Origin of the sequence: Dyadobacter sp. CY356 (assembly GCF_021440195.1) — a bacterium.
GTDB lineage: Bacteria > Bacteroidota > Bacteroidia > Cytophagales > Spirosomataceae > Dyadobacter.
This window is the reverse complement of sequence record NZ_JAJTSZ010000004.1, coordinates 417,933-434,569: the sequence shown is the minus strand read 5'-3', so window position 1 is coordinate 434,569 and position 16,637 is coordinate 417,933. Positions and strand designations below refer to the sequence as shown.

The following is a 16,637-nucleotide window of genomic DNA, read 5'->3' as shown; positions in this document are numbered from 1 at the left end:
AAGGGTTTTCTTATCTTTCATGAGTTAGATAAGACTTTGTAATTTACCACTTTATAATGGTAATTTTCAGGATAAAAATTTCCGCGTAACACGATCAAGATCATCCGGTGTGTCTACGCCATGAGAATCGTCCGTAGTAATCACAGCTTTTATCGAATATCCGTTTTCCAGCCAGCGTAATTGTTCCAGTGATTCGGCTTTTTCGAGTGAAGAAACTTCCAGTTTTGTAATTTCTTCAAGCACATCAACCCGGTACGCGTAAATCCCTATATGTTTGTAAAAGGTATGCAGATCCAGCCAGTTTTCAGGCTCTACGCCACGCAGATATGGAATTGTCTGCCTGCTGAAATAGAGAACTTCCTGCCGTTTGTTCAATACGGCTTTCGGAACGTTAACGTTGCAAAGAATATCCTGGCTGTCTATAATTTTGACCAGCGTGGCCAGTTCAATGCTGCCGTCAAGTACTTTCGCCAGACTGTTGATCGGTTCAGGGCTGATGAATGGTTCGTCGCCCTGGATATTAATTACATAATCATAATTTCCCTCCGTTTTTTTCAAGGCTTCAAAACAACGGTCGGTACCGCTCTGATGATTTTCTGAGGTCATTACAGCCTTGCCTCCAAATTGATTTACGTGGTCAAGTATTCTTTCATCATCCGTTGCTACAATAATCTGACTGAGATGCGTAGCTTTGGAGGATTGTTCATATACACGCTGGATCATGGATTTTCCGCCGATATCTACAAGTGCTTTGGCTGGAAAACGGGTTGAAGCATAGCGTGCCGGTATTATTCCTAGTATCTGCACGTATTTAGAGTTTGAATGATGTTATTTCCAATTTTTTTTCAAAATAAAGCTAAAATTTTGCAAAAACTGTTTTCACATACGTTTTCACAAAATATCTGGCGAATACTTCCGCATCCGGATCCTGACAGAAATGAATGGGCTGTCGAATTACGGGAAAGTTCAGAAAAGAACGTATCGTTTGCCGTTGTTGATTTGTCTGTCCCCGCATTGCGCTGGCAAGTTACGCCGGAAGGAGCAGATTGGTGGACATCCTTAACAGCATTTTCTGATGATCATATTTTTCTGCATAATTACAGATATCCGGACTTACCCCAGCCAACGGACCTTTTGGCAATATCCATAGACACCGGAAATTTGCTATGGGCACTCCCTAACTACGTATTAGTCCGGACGTTAGACCGTGATTTGATTGAGGTTGCGATTTTTAAAGGAGAGCAGTTTCAAAAATCATTTTTTAATATAAATACACAGGAGCTTAGTCCGGTTACGGAAGAAATTAATCTGCCCGCAGCTGAAATAATTTTAAAACAGCCCGTTCGTTACAAGGAAAGAAATGTCTATTTTGACAGGCTTGCGTCTTTTTTAACAGATATAACCGGGATTTCAAAACCCATTTGTATTGATTATTTGGATGAAAGACCCTATATGATCTTTTCTTATTATATTTACGAGCAGGAAAAGGTAGCACAATATCTTCTTATCGTTACAGATCAAAAAGAAATCGTTTTTAAGGAAAAACTTTCGGAAGGCCGGGATGGAGTAGGCCAGTCGACTATGATGCTGAAAAACAAAGTGTTGGTATATCTAAAAAATAATAACGAATTTTCGAGTTTAACATTTTCATACTGAATGAAATACATTGTTTACCTCGCCATTTTGGCAGGTTTTTTAAAAGGAGCGGCAAATGCCCGTGCGAATGGAGTGAGTGTGGTAGATTCTATCGGGTATGAAAAAGTTGGCGGTAAGATTTATGTTTTGCATAAAGTTAATCAAGGACAAACAATGTTTGCTGTCGTAAGGCAGTATGGTACTACAATTCAGTCACTTCGGGATGCTAATCCCGGAATCAGCGATAATGTTCAGTTTGGACAAACACTTCGCGTTCCTTACACACCGAAAGCAAAGAAAAAAGAAGAGGTAAAAAAGGATGAGCCTAAAAAGGAAGCTGCAAAAGCTCCTGTAAAAGATTCGGCTCCATTGCCTCCGCCTCCTGCAACTACTACGGCACCAACACCAACGGCAGATTCGAAAGTTTCTGTTGCACCCAATGGAATTCATAAAGTAGAAGCCGGACAAACGCTCTACCGTGTGGCGGTGAAATATGGTGTTTTGATGGCAGATATCCGTAAGTGGAATAATCTTAAAGATGATAATTTAACGGACGGACAGGAATTAATTGTCACTGAAAAGGCGGCAGAAAAAAGTAAACAACCAGCGCCAGAACCTGAACCGAAAAAGGTAGTTACAAATGTGGTGAAAGATTCAGTAAGAGCGAAGGCTGCTGTTGCAGAAAAGATTATGAAACCGGTTGAAGAGGTTGCGCCGCCAAAAGTAGTTACAGGTAAGCGTAAATCTGAGTCAGGTTTGGCCGAAGTCATTGAAACCGATGAGAGCACAAGCAAGTTTTTAGCCTTGCACCGCACTGCGCCAATCGGAGCGTTGGTGGAAGTTTTGAATGAATATAATCAGGAAAAGATTATTGTGAGAGTTATAGGAAGAATCCCTGATACCAGTGTGAATGATGATATTGTGATAAAACTTTCTTCCCGTGCCTTTGAAAAAGTTTCACCTAACAGCAAGCGATTCAGAGCGGTAATTAGTTATCTGGATAATAATTAAATCCTGTTTTGAAATTAAATTGAACAGGGTTTAGTTTAAGTATTAGTGTCGATCAATATCTGGCCTGGCATACACAATATTGAATATTAATAATGAAGCATTCACCTCAGTTCCGATCTAAAAGGGAAGAAGAAAGAGCAGCTGCAAAAAACACGACAGGTTATAAAATCTGGAGTGTTATGTTTACGATTATGTATCCCTTTATAGCTGTTTTTACATTTGTATTCTCATGTATTGTGATGTTCTTTTCCGGCATATCACGAGTTTTGGCGTATGTGTTGGGCAGAGGTCATGCTGGAAATTGAGATTGAATTCATTCCTATTTCCCAATCGATTACTGATTTACTGGAATCCAAAGCTGAACAATACAACCAGCCGGGCTTTATTCCTTTTGATCCGATCAGCATTCCACATCGTTTTTCCAAAAAGCAGGATATTGAAATTATGGGTTTCTGGGCCGCAGTGCTCGCCTGGGGACAACGGAAAACGATTATCAATAAATGTCTGGAATTATCCGCTTTAATGGATAATGCTCCTTACGACTTTATCAAAAATCATCAGGACAGTGATCTGAAAAAATTCCTGGATTTCAAACACCGTACTTTCAATGCTACGGATACCCTCTACTTTCTCCACTTTTTCCAAAATTATTACAATCAATATGATTCGCTGGAAAATGCTTTCAGTAATCATATGGGCAAAACAGATGTTACTATTGAAAATGGATTAATCGGGTTTCATGATCTTTTCAGTGACTCGGAAAATTTTCCTTTGAGAACCCGCAAACACATTGCTACTCCGGTCCGAAAATCTTCTTGTAAGCGATTGAATATGTTTTTGAGGTGGATGGTGAGGAAAGATGATAAAGGTGTCGATTTCGGGATTTGGGATCAAATTAAACCATCACAGCTTGTTTGTCCATGTGACGTGCATGTGGATCGGATAGCCAGGAAATTAGGATTGATTCAAAGACCCGTTACCGATTGGCGGACAGCAGTAGAATTGACGGCTGCGCTACGGATGTTGAATCCGAATGATCCGGTTTTATATGATTTCGCGTTGTTTGGTTTGGGAATTGAGGGGTTTGCGAAAGAGGAATTTTTAGTTTGAGTATGTTGATTGTTTTGATGTTTCCTATGCCACCCTTTCAGGGTTTTTATTTCCTGGCATAGTAGCCTTTCTATAATAATGTCATCCCTTCGGGATTTTGTTTAGCTCAATTGGGTTTGAAGTGAATAGAGTTTCAGGAAGTTTTTGTAGTTTTTTATGCCACCCTTTCAGGGTTTAATTTCCCGGCTCAAATTTCCTCTTCTATAATAATGTCATCCCTTCGGGATTTAGTTTAGCTCAATTGGGTTTGAAGTGAATAGAGTTTCAGGAAGTTTTGTAGTTTTTTATGTCACCCTTTCAGGGTTTAATTTCCCGGCTCAAATTTCCTCTTCTATAATAATGTCATCCCTTCGGGATTTTGTTCTGCTCAAATTGGGGTTGAAGTGAATAGAGTTTCAGGAAGTTTTTGGAGTTTTTTATGCCACCCTTTCAGGGTTTAATTTCCCGGCTCAAATTTCCTCTTCTATAATAATGTCATCCCTTCGGGATTTTGTTCTGCTCAAATTGGTGTTGAAGTGAATAGAGTTTCAGGAAGTTTTTGTAGTTTTTTATGCCACCCTTTCAGGGTTTTTCTCTCCCGGCATAAATAGCCTTTTCTACAATAATGTCATCCCTTCGGGATTTTTTTTGACTGAATATCAGAATGTTAGCGGTAATTTTTTATTTAAATTTTGTTTTGAAAGTCACTATTTCCTGGTTTTACTAAATTCATTTTAACCCGAAAACTTTCTAAAACCGCAATCCCGAAGGGATGATATTATTATAGCAATGATGACTAAATGAGGTGGGTTAACCCTGAAAGGGTGACATGAAAGATGCCATGAACTGAGAATATGGAAGACCAACTATTAATTCCAAAACTGTTATAAAATGAAGAATCCCGACTGGTAATACCAGCGGGGATTCTTCTCTTCAAATTATATCTAACACAAAAATCTACATCGCATTTTCTTTAAAATCAATCGTATCAATCGCAAAAAGCGGTTTGCCGTTAGCAGACGGATTTTTGAAAACGAATACCACTTTGTGTTTTTTATTATCTACGGGTGCTTTTACAGGAATATTCAGCGTTTCAGAAGATGAAACATTTGCTTCACCAATTTTAGGCCCGGTTGGCGTATCCAAGTGTGCTTCCAGAATTCCGCCCGCGGTTTTGTCGCTACTGATAACAGCAACTGTCAGCGTCGAAATATCTGTCAGGTCAATATCATCAAAAGCAATATAACTTCCATTTGCAGAACCTAAAACAACCTCCGGACCGGATGGTAATTTATATTTTGCATATCCCTTTCCTTCATCCAATGTATTCGCCTGCAATTTGGCGGGGCGTAGTGCAATGGTTTTTGAACCAGTCAAAGGTCCCATCGTTCCATTTCCTTTGTCAGTATAACTTGCGGTGAAAATATACGAACCATCTTTTTTCTTTGCTTCCGTTACATACGTGCTTTTCAATGGTTTTTTCTCAACCACTTCCTTTTTATTAAGCGAAAGAATGTATTTCACCATTTCCTCAACTTCTTCCGGTTTGTGTTGAGGATGCGCCGCCATAGCCTGCTCTCCCCAAACACCGCCACCACCTTTGATAACTTTATTAGTAAGTGTTTTCAGTGAGTTACGCTGATTTTCATATCTTTTGGCAACCTCAATGTAAGCGGGTCCAATTGATTTTTTGTCGACAGAGTGACAGGCCTTACAATCGCTTAATTCAATCAGTCGTTTTCCTGCAGCAAATCCTGTATTCGCCTGATGACCTTGTGCCAAAACCGTTTTGTCATAACCTTCCAGATAATTAATCGTCAGCATAACTTCATCTTCGGGAATGGTTTTCTTCACCAGACTGCCATCCTCTTTATCCGAAACGTTGACTTCATAACTTACCGGTTTGTCATTCCAATAAAATGTTTTGTTGCCTTTAATCGCTACTTCAACCTGAGGAATTGCATTTCCTGCCTTGATTGTCACTTCTGATGTATTACTATTTCCGGCGCTGTCAGTTACTTTCAAAACCGCAACGTATTCACCCGGTTTGGTATAAGTAAAGGTAGGATTTGGCATTGTGCTTTTTCCTAAACCTTTTCCAAATGACCACTCATATTTAATGGCATCGCCATCATAATCTTGCGAGCCTTTTGACGAAAACGCCACTTTCAAAGGAATAGCTCCTGTTGTATTCGTAGCTTTTGCAGCAGCCACAGGAACGCGGTTTCCGGCATTAAAAGTGATATGGGAAAGGCTGGCCTCATCATTTTGGGCAAACCAGTTTGGACCGTATTCCAATGTGTATAATGAACCATCATTGGCGAATTGCATATCCATCGGATGACTGAATTTTCCATTTGGCATAAAGCGTTCGATGTTTACCAGATCGCCTTTTTCGTTCATCGTTACAACATTGATATAATCACGGATCCAGTCGTAAGAGAAGAACTTTCCATTGTAATAATCCGGGAATTTATCTTTTCCTGCTTTAAAATCATTGGCATAATAAACAGGTCCAGCCATAGCATTTCTTCCACCTTTTCCCACAATTGGGCCAAATTCAGGCGAATCGGCATAAGGATACCAGATAAATGCTGGTTGAGCGGGTGGTAACTTTTTGATACCCGTATTGTGCGGAGAATCGTTAACAGGTGCTGCCGGATCAAAAGGTTTTCCGGAAGTACTGTCTGCAAAATTAAAACTAACGTAAGGTTTGTTATCAGCAATGAACATAGGGTAACCAAAATATCCGGCTTTCCTCGCCTGGTTTACTTCGTCATATCCACGAGGTCCACGTTTTGGATTGTCGTCAGAGGCATCAGGTCCGACATCTCCCCAGTATACATAACCTGTATGCTGATCCACCGAAATACGGTATGGATTACGGGTTCCCATTACATAAATTTCGGGGCGCGTTCGGCGGTCGTCACCGTTGTCTGTGCCAACCGGAAATAAATTACCTTCGGGAATGTCATAAAGATTAGTACCGCCCGGCATATTGGCGCGACGATCGCCGTAGCGAGGTTTTATGCGAAGGATTTTTCCGCGTAGGGAATTCGTGTTAGAAGAAGAATGGCGTCCATCCCAACCTTCACGGCCGGGGCGGCCGTCAATTGGCCCATATCCGTCAGACTGAAATGGATTCACATCATCTCCGGTCGACAGATATAAATTTCCTTTGGCATCCCATGCGATGGATCCACCTGTGTGGCAGCAATCTGTTCTTTTAACAGGTACTGTCAAAAGGTTTTCCTCGGTCGATAATAATAAAGTATCCTTTACATCGTCATACTTAAAACGTGACAAATGCTGCGCTGTATCTGCTTCGGTAGAAGGCGGAGAATAATATAGGTAAACCAGTTTATTGGTCTTAAAATTTGGATCGATATTCAATCCCATCAAACCATATTCCTGTTTGGTATAAACCGGAACTTCCGCTACTACTTTTACCTTTCCGGTTTTTGGGCTGTATAATTTCAATTTACCTTTTCTTTCAGCAAACAAAACACGCTGATCGTCCAGAACTACCAGTTCTGTGGGTTCATCAAGTTTTGTTGCCAATACTTTTTTTGTGAAACGGTTTTCTTCCGGACGCGATTTTGAATAATCAAGTTTTGGCGACATCACGTAATTCAATCCACCCATTAAATGTTTTAAAAATACAGGATTTTCAAAAGTGGCGTCTTCGTGACCGAAATTAGTGTAAAAAGCTTTTCCGCCATCAAATTCATGATACCAGGACATCGGGTGGTCTTTACCCATTTTGCCATCTTTGTAAGATTTTTCATCAATCTTAACAAGAATAGTTACCTGCGGATTGAAAGTCTTGAAGTCATAAAATTCATCTTTAATTTTCCAGCGGTCCGGAAAGCCCTCCATCGATGGATGCTCGCGGTTTACAACATAAGCTTCTCCGTTCTGAACATTCGGGTTTCCAGGGTGACTTGCGAAATAGGCACCAACCAGTTTGTTATACCATTGCCAGTCATACTCAGTATCCGAGGCTGCATGAATACCAAGATATCCGCCGCCTGCCTGAATATAATGTTCAAAAGCTTCCTGCTGATTGTCGTTCAGCACATTTCCTGTTGTATTGAGGAAAATGACGGCACTATATTTACGAAGATTTTTTTCGGTAAAAAGTGCTGCATTTTCTGTTGTATCAACGCCAAAACCGTGCTCTGTACCTAATTTGGTTATAGCAGCTTTCCCGGCGCCGATGGATCCATGCCGGAAACCGGCAGTTTTTGAAAACACTAAAACGCGTTTTCCGGTATTAACAGATTGTGCAGTAACGCTGATGGAAAAACAAACGCAAAGTGCGAGGCAAAATGCGTTCAGATAATTCATCTTTTTTTTGCGGACTTGATCCTTCATTCTAATGGTAAATTGATTTTGTTAAAAGGTCATGGTTTATTACTTCTGAAATTATATTCTCTGCTATTTTATTCGCGAAAATTTACAACTAAAAACATAAAAAAACCTATCAGTCATAAGAACGATAGGTTTTTATTTTACTTGTTATATCGACAATTATTTAATTACAGTCCTAACGCTCTGCGGTTGAATGCTTCATCAGCACCGGTACCTGCAAAATCGTCAAAAGCTTTGGTTGTAACTTCAATAATCTGATTTGCAATAAATGGAGCACCTTCGGCAGCACCTTGTACCGGTGATTTTATGCAGCATTCCCATTCAAGAACAGCCCAGCTATCATAATCATACTGTGAAAGTTTTGAGAAAATACCTTTGAAATCAACCTGACCATCACCCAACGAACGGAAACGTCCTGCGCGGTCGGCCCATCCTGCAAATCCACTGTAAACACCTTGTTTTCCGGTTGGATTAAACTCGGCATCTTTTACGTGAAATGCTTTGATACGGTCATGGTACAAATCAATGAATTGTAAATAATCCAGTTGTTGCAGAACAAAATGGCTTGGGTCATAGTTGATATTCGCTCTTGTGTGTCCGTCAAGATAATCAACGAACATTTCAAAAGTTGAACCGTCAAAAAGATCTTCGCCAGGGTGGAGTTCGTAGCAAACGTCAACTCCGTTTTCGTCATAAACATCCAGTATTGGTTTCCAGCGGGCAGCTAATTCTTTAAAAGCAGTTTCAACCAAACCTGCCGGACGTTGTGGCCATGGATATAAAAATGGCCATGCCAGAGCACCAGAGAAAGTTGCACTGGCTTTCAGTCCAAGATTTTTACTGGCAACCGCCGTATATTTCAATTGCTGTGTGGCCCATTCTGCTCTTGCTTTTGGGTTATTCCGAACTTCCGGAGCTGCAAAACCGTCATACATTTCATCATAAACCGGATGCGAAGCAACCAGCTGACCGATAATATGTGAAGCCAGTTCCGTAATTTCCAAACCTTTGTCTTTCAGTTTTCCTTTCAACTCATCTGCATAAGTCTGAGATTCAGCAGCAAGTTTGATATCAATAACTCTCGGATCCCAGATCGGTAGCTGAACACCTTTATAGCCAAGATCAGCCATATATGTTGTGATACCATCGAGGGTATTAAATGGAGCTTCGTCACCCAAAAATTGAGCAAGAAAGATTCCAGGTCCTTTTATAGTTTTCATGAGTTTTAATTTTGAATGATAGAATGATTGAATGATAGAATGGGCAGAACAAACTTGAAGGCTTGAACTGGTATTGGATTGGGATAAATTTTAAAATTATCCTGACCAAATTATTCATTTTAGAGAAAACTGAATGAGCCAAATATTCACTGATTCTATCACTCACTCATTCTATCGTTTTAATTATGTCTAGAATTGCTTCTGGCTTTGGATAGAATTTTTACTATTTCTTCTGCTTCATTCATTAAACTGTTAATTTTTTCCATTGGCAAGATACCGGATTCTGAAATTATTTCCAGCCAAAATAAAGATTCATCCGCTTCTTCGACTGTTATACTTAGTTTGGCGAAAAACTCTCTGTTACTTCTGGCTCTACAAACCGCCCGATAATTTGCTCCTACCGAAGATGCTGATCTTAGAAATTGTTTTCCAATAATTCGGGCTTCTTCCGAGGAAGGCAAAGCTTTAAATAATTTAATACTTCGTAAAACAAATTGTTTAGTTCTGTCTTTTAAAGCATCAATAAATTCTTCTTTAGTGTGTGTCATTTCAATTTAGAATGATAAAGTGAGTGAATTGGAAAATGAGTGAATGATAGAATGATAGAATGGGGTGGAACAAACTTAGTTGCTTGAATTGCTTTCCCCATTGTATAGTATTGTTATTCCTTGCCTAAATTATATTCATATCAAGAAATCCTAATGAGCCAAATATTCACTCATTCTATCATTCACTCACTCTCTCATTCCTTTATTCACTCATTCAAAATTAAACCGTTACCCAAGCCTGCTTCTTATTGCTCTCCAAAATTCTTTCACAGATCAAAAGTTCACGGTATCCATCAGCAAAAGTTGGGAAAGTTGGGTTTTCTGGCTGTTTGCCTTCTGCGATGGCTGCGTAAACTTCCTTGAACATTTGTTTTGATGTATCCGGAAAACCTTCGTTGTGTCCGCCTGGGAAAGTGATTAGTGAGCGAACATCGTCATTTACGAGCGATGGATCACGCATTAAAATTTCATTACTCTTGTCACGGTTACCAATCCACATTTCATTTGGTGCTTCGGAAGTCCAGTTGAAAGTTTTCTTCGAACCTGAAATTTCCAGCGTCATACGGTTTTTACGACCAGCTGAAACCTGGGAAACAGTAATTACACCTTTGCTTCCGTTATCAAAACGAAGAAGCACATTCGCATGATCTTCTGTCGTGATAGGTACATCAGCGTAATCTTCCGGCTGAAGCATTTTTCCTGAATATGTTTCTACCGGTTTCAACGGTTTTTTACGCGTCTTGTGAATTGTGTTGAAATCTGCAAGAACTTCAACCGTTTTCAAACCTGTGATATATTCAAGTATATCCATCAAGTGAGAGCCGATATCGGCAATCGCGCGGGAATCACCGGATTTGTCCGGTTCAAGACGCCAGTTATAATCAGTTTCATAAAACAGCCAGTCTTGAAGATATGAACCGATGAAAGAATAAATCTCCCCCAATTCGCCACGCTCACGCATAGACTTCATCTGACGGGCCAATGGATAATAACGCAAATTGAAATGTACAGCATTTACCAGACCGGTTTTCGCTGCAAGTTCAACCAGTTCTTCTGCTTCAACTAAATCTTTGGCAAGTGGTTTTTCACAAATAACATGTTTTCCGGCCAGCAAAGCGGCTTTCGACTGCGAATAGTGAAGGAAGTTTGGTGTACAGATATGGATAACGGTAATATCGTCCTGCTTCAACAATTCATCGAAAGTGTAAGCGCGTGGAATGCCTAATCCGTCAGCTTTTTGTTGTGCAATTTCTGCGGTTACTTCGCAAAGTGCTGCTACTTCTACATTTGGCAAGCGTCTTAATGCTTCGATATGGGCAGGACCAATAAAACCGGTTCCAACTACACCAACTTTTATTTTATTCATAAACCTGGTAAAAAGTGAAAGGTGAAAATTATATCTAAACGTGGATAAGCGTATCAGAAAAGAAGACCGGAACGGTTTCCGATCTTCAAATACGAATCCGTTTATTATCTACTCAAAAGTTGTCCATTTTGTGTCAGACTTATCAGACGCCAGCACGGTTTCGACAAACCTCATTCCGCGTAAACCATCTTGTGCAGTAGGGAAATCATAGACAGGATCTGCTTTTCTTCCTTCCTGATGTGCACGGACGTGGATTGCGAAGTTCCGGTATAGATTAGCAAATGCTTCAAAGTATCCTTCCGGATGGCCTGCCGGAATTCTTGTATGAACCTGCGCCGCTTTTGATAAATTACCAACACCAGTACGGATATGTCTCATCCCTTGCTGGGTTTTATGGATAAGTGTATTAGGCTCCATTTGTCTCCACTGCAATCCGCCGGTTTCTCCGTAAATACGAATGTTCAAATCGTTTTCTTCTCCGTTTGCAATCTGGCTGTCCTGTAAAATACCTTTCGCTCCATTGTTGAAACGTAATAAAATATTAGCATCATCATCAAGCTGGCGACCTTCAACAAAAATGGTTAAGTCTGCGCAAAGCTGCGTGATTTTTAATCCGGTGATATATTCTGCAAGGTTTTCGGCATGAGTTCCAATATCGCCAAGGCTTCCGCCTGCCCCGGATTTACTAGGATCAGTACGCCAGGCAGCTTGTTTGTTGCCGGTTACCTCAACCATCGTTGAAAGCCAGCCCTGCGGATATTCCACAATTACTTTCCGTATTTTCCCAATCGCACCCGAAGCAATCATTTCTTTTGCTTCTTTAACCATCGGATAACCGGTATAATTATGTGTCAGACAGAAAATCAGTCCGGTTTTTTCTACCAGTTCCACAATTTCTTCTGCTTCTTTTACATTAAGTGTAATTGGCTTATCGCATACAACGTGAAAGCCGTTTTCAAGAGCAAGTTTAGTAGGCGCTGCATGTACGTGATTGGGAGTAACAACAGAAATGAAGTCCATCCGTTCTCCTTCCGGAAGCTGCTTTTCTTTAAGGATCATTTCCTCAAAATTTGCATAAACGCGGTCTTCGGGCAAATAAAGGGCTTTACCAGTCTCTTTTGATTTTTCGGGAGACGAGCTGAAAGCGCCGCAAACCAGTTCTATTTCTCCATCCATGATGGCCGCACGGCGGTGAACTCCTCCGATAAAAGCATCAAGTGTTCCTCCCACCATACCCATCCTTATCTTTCGTGACATTCCTCTGGGTTTAAAGTTTCAAAAAGATTTTATACTTATAAAGAGTAGTATCTATTACTCTTACTTCTTACAAAGATATATTTAACATATAAAAAATATGTCTGTCCGTAAAGATAGAGTAGTATAATTGATGAGTATTTGTTTTTTTTGTGAAATTTTTATACAATTTCCTTGTCATAATGTTCGTAATTAGTCACTCTCATATATTTTAACCTTTAACTTATTTAATTTTTTCTACGCATGGCTCAACCAGTAAATAGCTCTCGGCTTTTCAATGCAAGCTGTTTTGCACTTATTACAACTGCATTTTCATTCAGTATCCGCGCAGGTATACTTACCGAACTAGGGGAAAAATTTAGTTTGTCCGGCGAGCAGTTGGGATACATCAATTCTATGGCGTTTTTTGGTTTTCCAATCGCCATGATCGTGTTTGGCGCTTTGTACAATGTTGTTGGCCCTAAAAGAATAATTGTTGTAACTTTTATCAGTCACGCACTGGGGATAATCCTGACCATTTATGCACAAGGTTTCTGGGGTTTGCTGATTTCTACTTTTTTCATCGGATTTGGTAATGGATGTACGGAAGCAGCCTGTAACCCGATGATCGCCGACACTTATTCAGGTAGTACTTTGAATAAAATGATGAACCGCTTTCACATGTGGTTTCCAGGTGGAATTGTGGTAGGAAGTCTTATTTCTAAGTTTATGACCGACGGCGGCTTCAACTGGCAGGCGCAAATGTGGGTGATTACCATTCCAGCCGTTATCTACGCAGTACTTTTCTGGGGACAAACATTCCCTGTCAGTAAAGTTGAAGCAAATACTGCGGGTAATTTTAAAGCAATGCTTTCTCCGCTATATATCTTTATCATGGTTGCGATGGCATTTACTGCTATCTCCGAATTTGGTCCGGAACAATGGGTTGGTCCAATTCTTGGAAAAGTTGGTGCGAGCCCGATGATTATTCTGGTTTGCGTGACGGGTTTAATGGCGGTTGGCCGTTTCTTCGCCGGTCCGATTGTTCATCGTCTTAATCCGTTAACAATTCTATTAAGTTCTACGGTTATGGCTGCAATCGGTATTTATCTGATGAGTATCGCAACAGGTGGATTAGTTTACTTTGCTGCTATGTTATTTGCAGTAGGTGTATGTTATTTCTGGCCGACGATGCTTGGCTTTGTGGCTGAATACATGCCTCAAACAGGTGCATTTGGTCTTTCTATCGTTGGTGGTATGGGAATGTTCTCGACTTCTATTTTCCAGCCTGTTATTGGAAAATGGCTTGATAATGAAAAAGCGGTTCAGGCTGCTGCCGGTGTGACTGGCGATGCGGCTGAACTGGCTGCCGGACAGGCAACTTTGCAAAATATGATTATGTTCCCGCTTGTGGCTTTGGTTATGTTTATTATTCTTTATTTCTGGATTGGTAATAAAAGACCGGTATATGTGGATCAAACAGAAATATTAAAATCGCCGCAATTGTAATTTGGTGCGAAGGTAGGGGCGACCCTCGTGGTCGCCCTATTCCCGGAGGATAGGACTATCCATTATCCAGATTTCGGAATTAACCAGATTTCCTATTATCAAAAAAGTCAGCCCGTGGGCTGACTTTTTTGATTTTCTTATTTTCTCGAATAGGGTTTGGTTAGCAGTTCCGGGTCAGCACAAGGCGTGACCCCTACGCTGCACGTCGCAAAATCCGGGAAATAAACTATTTCAATTTCACAATTGTCACACCTGCTCCGCCACGATCTGCATGTTCATCCTGCATACCAGAAACGTGTGAATAGCCACGCAAATGATTCCGCACAAGCGTTCGCAAGATTCCGTCACCTTTACCGTGCACAACACGCAGCTCATCGTAGCCGAGCATTATGGCATTATCCATAAACGAATCCAAAACGCCCAAAGCTTCTTCGCCGCGTTTTCCACGAATGTCCAGATTAAAACTAAAATTCATCATCCGTTCGTTCAAATCAACGCCTTTTGAAGATGTTTTCAATTTCTTCTCACCTGTTGCCGCCTTGTATGTTTTATTAGAAACTTTTTCAAGACGGTTTAGTTTGATATTCGATTTTAGATCTCCAATCCGGATTTCTACATCTTTTCCTTTTAGCGCAAGAACTTCACCAATTGCGGTTTGTCCTAAAATCCGGACGTAACTACCAACAGCAATCGCTCCGTCTTCCGGTTCAAAAACATTATCTTCCGACGGAAGCTCTTCGACTTCTTCCAGTTTCAGGTTCTTTTTACCAAAATCTTCAAGGTTTGTACGTACCGTTTTTGTCTTCTCCTTTTCTGCTTTATTTTCTTTTATTTCCCGGATTGTATTTTCAATAAGCTGATTTGCGTCCGACAATAAGTTTTTCGCTCTTTGTTTTGCATCATTGACCAGCTTTTTCTCGTTATTTTCCAGATCGGATTTTAATCTGGTATATTCAGAAAGTTGCTGAGCAGCTTTTCTTTCTTTGATACCGAGTTCAATATTTTTTTCCGCAAAAACCTTGCGTTCAATATCCAGTTCTTTCAGTAATTTTTCAAAATTGACCTGCTGTGTTCCCAGTTTTTCTTTGGCCCGGTTGATAACCGTATTCGGCAAACCGATTTTTGACGCGATTTCAAAGGCAAAAGAGCTTCCGGGTCTTCCGATTTCAAGTTGATAAATCGGTTCCAGATGTTCTCCATCAAATCTCATGGCACCATTAACCAGACCTTCTGTTTTATCGGCCAGGACTTTTAAATTAGTATAATGGGTATTGATCACGCCATAAGCACCGGATTTGGTCAGGTCTTCCAGGATTGCTTCTGCGATGGCTCCACCGAGTCCAGGTTCCGTTCCGGTTCCAAATTCATCAATCAGGAAAAGAGTTCTTTTATTGGCCAGAGTAAGAAAATGTCGCATGTTGGTAAGATGTGAGCTGTAAGTACTCAGATCATTTTCCAGCGACTGTTCATCACCAATATCAATAAAAATATTCTGGAAAAACCCCATGGAAGATCCGTCCGCCATCGGTACCAGAAGTCCGCATTGATGCATATACTGGATCAATCCAACCGTTTTTAAGGAAACAGATTTCCCCCCGGCATTGGGTCCTGAAACAATCAGAATTCTCTGTTTGTCCTGCAACTGAATATTCAGTGGGACAACTTTTTTTACTTGTTTTTGGAATGATAAATGCAAAAGCGGATGTCTGGCATCTTTCCAATCAACGAACTGTTTGTTTACAAAAGTTGGATTTGTTGCATTCATTTGAATAGCAATTTTTGCCTTTGCCCGCAGGAAATCCATTAAACCTAAAAAAGAATATGCCTTTTGAAGATCAGGAACAAATGGCCGTAACTGATCCGTCAAATGCATTAGTATGCGGTTTATTTCCCGGCGCTCTTCATATTCCAGTTCTCTGATTTCATTATTGGATTCAAAAACATCCGTTGGTTCTATGAAAACGGTTTGACCGGTTGAGGATTCATCATGAATAAATCCTTTTAACTTACGCTTATGCTCAGCCGCAAGAGGAATTACCATCCTGCCATTTCTTACCGTCAGCGAAACATCTTCACTGATCCAGCCACTGCTTTTGGCAGTGCGGAGCATGGTATCCAGTTTTTTACGAATTCCGGCCTGTTCGGAGATCAGTTTTTTTCTGATTCTTGCCAGTTCCGGCGAAGCAGTATCACGAATTTGTCCGCGGTCATCAATGATCTTATCGATTGAATCTGTAATCGCTTTATCAACACGAACAGTTTTGGCATATTCACTCAAAAGCGGAAATGACTCAGGTTCCTGATTGGCAAAAAAACGCAGGCAAAGACGGATGGTTTGAAGTGATGCTTTTAAATCTGAAAATTCTTCCAGGGTTAGCAGCATACCTTCAATGCTTGCACGTTTCAGATATGGTGTGGCGTCAATATAATTTTGAGAAGGGAAATCTTCTCCGATTTCCATAACACGTTTCATTTCGGCAGTTTGGCTTACGAGTTTTTCAACCATACCAAAATTGTCGGAAAAACGGATTTTTTCAACAAAACCACGCCCCAATGGACTTATACACGCTTCTTTTAATAGTTCGCGCAGTTTGTCAAAACCTAATTTTTGTTCAATCGTATTGGGGTATAACATTCTAATATTTCTGATTT

11 protein-coding genes are annotated in these 16,637 nt (G+C 40.5%); 4 read left to right on the top strand and 7 right to left on the bottom strand.

Annotated elements, in window-relative coordinates; all coding sequences use genetic code 11:
- Positions 1-66: 66 nt before the first annotated feature.
- Positions 67-807, bottom strand: a complete 741-nt coding sequence (gene kdsB / locus LXL81_RS16140) for a 3-deoxy-manno-octulosonate cytidylyltransferase (protein ID WP_234647829.1) — start codon at positions 805-807, stop codon at positions 67-69.
- 57 nt (positions 808-864) lie between these two features.
- Here kdsB and LXL81_RS16135 point away from each other — a divergent pair, with 57 nt between their 5' ends.
- The 3 genes from LXL81_RS16135 (at position 865) to LXL81_RS16125 (ending at position 3,756) form a co-directional block, all read left to right on the top strand.
- Positions 865-1,656, top strand: a complete 792-nt coding sequence (locus LXL81_RS16135; protein WP_234647828.1) for a DUF4905 domain-containing protein — start codon at positions 865-867, stop codon at positions 1,654-1,656.
- Positions 1,657-2,646 (top strand): LysM peptidoglycan-binding domain-containing protein, encoded by a 990-nt coding sequence (locus LXL81_RS16130; RefSeq protein WP_234647827.1) that lies wholly within the window; start codon positions 1,657-1,659, stop codon positions 2,644-2,646.
- A 273-nt stretch (positions 2,647-2,919) separates the two neighbouring features.
- Positions 2,920-3,756 carry a TIGR02757 family protein gene (locus tag LXL81_RS16125; RefSeq protein WP_409013910.1) on the top strand — a complete coding sequence of 279 codons (837 nt, stop codon included), beginning with the start codon at positions 2,920-2,922 and terminating at the stop codon, positions 3,754-3,756.
- Between the two features lie 936 nt (positions 3,757-4,692).
- Here LXL81_RS16125 and LXL81_RS16120 read toward each other — a convergent pair.
- The 5 genes from LXL81_RS16120 to LXL81_RS16100 form a co-directional block, all read right to left on the bottom strand.
- Positions 4,693-8,085, bottom strand: coding sequence for a ThuA domain-containing protein (locus LXL81_RS16120; protein ID WP_409013915.1), 3,393 nt, complete (start codon positions 8,083-8,085; stop codon positions 4,693-4,695).
- A gap of 191 nt (positions 8,086-8,276) precedes the next feature.
- Positions 8,277-9,329, bottom strand: a complete 1,053-nt coding sequence (locus tag LXL81_RS16115; protein ID WP_194119460.1) for a sugar phosphate isomerase/epimerase — start codon at positions 9,327-9,329, stop codon at positions 8,277-8,279.
- Between the two features lie 179 nt (positions 9,330-9,508).
- Positions 9,509-9,877 carry a four helix bundle protein gene (locus LXL81_RS16110; protein ID WP_234647825.1) on the bottom strand — a complete coding sequence of 123 codons (369 nt, stop codon included), beginning with the start codon at positions 9,875-9,877 and terminating at the stop codon, positions 9,509-9,511.
- A gap of 220 nt (positions 9,878-10,097) precedes the next feature.
- A complete protein-coding gene (locus LXL81_RS16105; RefSeq protein WP_234647824.1) occupies positions 10,098-11,243 on the bottom strand; it encodes a Gfo/Idh/MocA family protein in 1,146 nt (381 codons plus the stop codon).
- Between the two features lie 108 nt (positions 11,244-11,351).
- Positions 11,352-12,482, bottom strand: a complete 1,131-nt coding sequence (locus tag LXL81_RS16100) for a Gfo/Idh/MocA family protein (RefSeq protein ID WP_234647921.1) — start codon at positions 12,480-12,482, stop codon at positions 11,352-11,354.
- 258 nt (positions 12,483-12,740) lie between these two features.
- Between LXL81_RS16100 and LXL81_RS16095 the strand changes: the two genes are divergently transcribed.
- On the top strand, positions 12,741-13,985 hold the full coding sequence (locus LXL81_RS16095) for a sugar MFS transporter (RefSeq protein WP_234647823.1): 1,245 nt from the start codon (positions 12,741-12,743) through the stop codon (positions 13,983-13,985).
- 226 nt (positions 13,986-14,211) lie between these two features.
- Here the strand turns inward: LXL81_RS16095 and LXL81_RS16090 are convergent, their stop codons facing one another.
- Complete coding sequence (locus LXL81_RS16090) at positions 14,212-16,620, bottom strand: endonuclease MutS2 (protein WP_234647822.1); 2,409 nt, start codon at positions 16,618-16,620, stop codon at positions 14,212-14,214.
- Between the last annotated feature and the right edge of the window lie 17 nt (positions 16,621-16,637).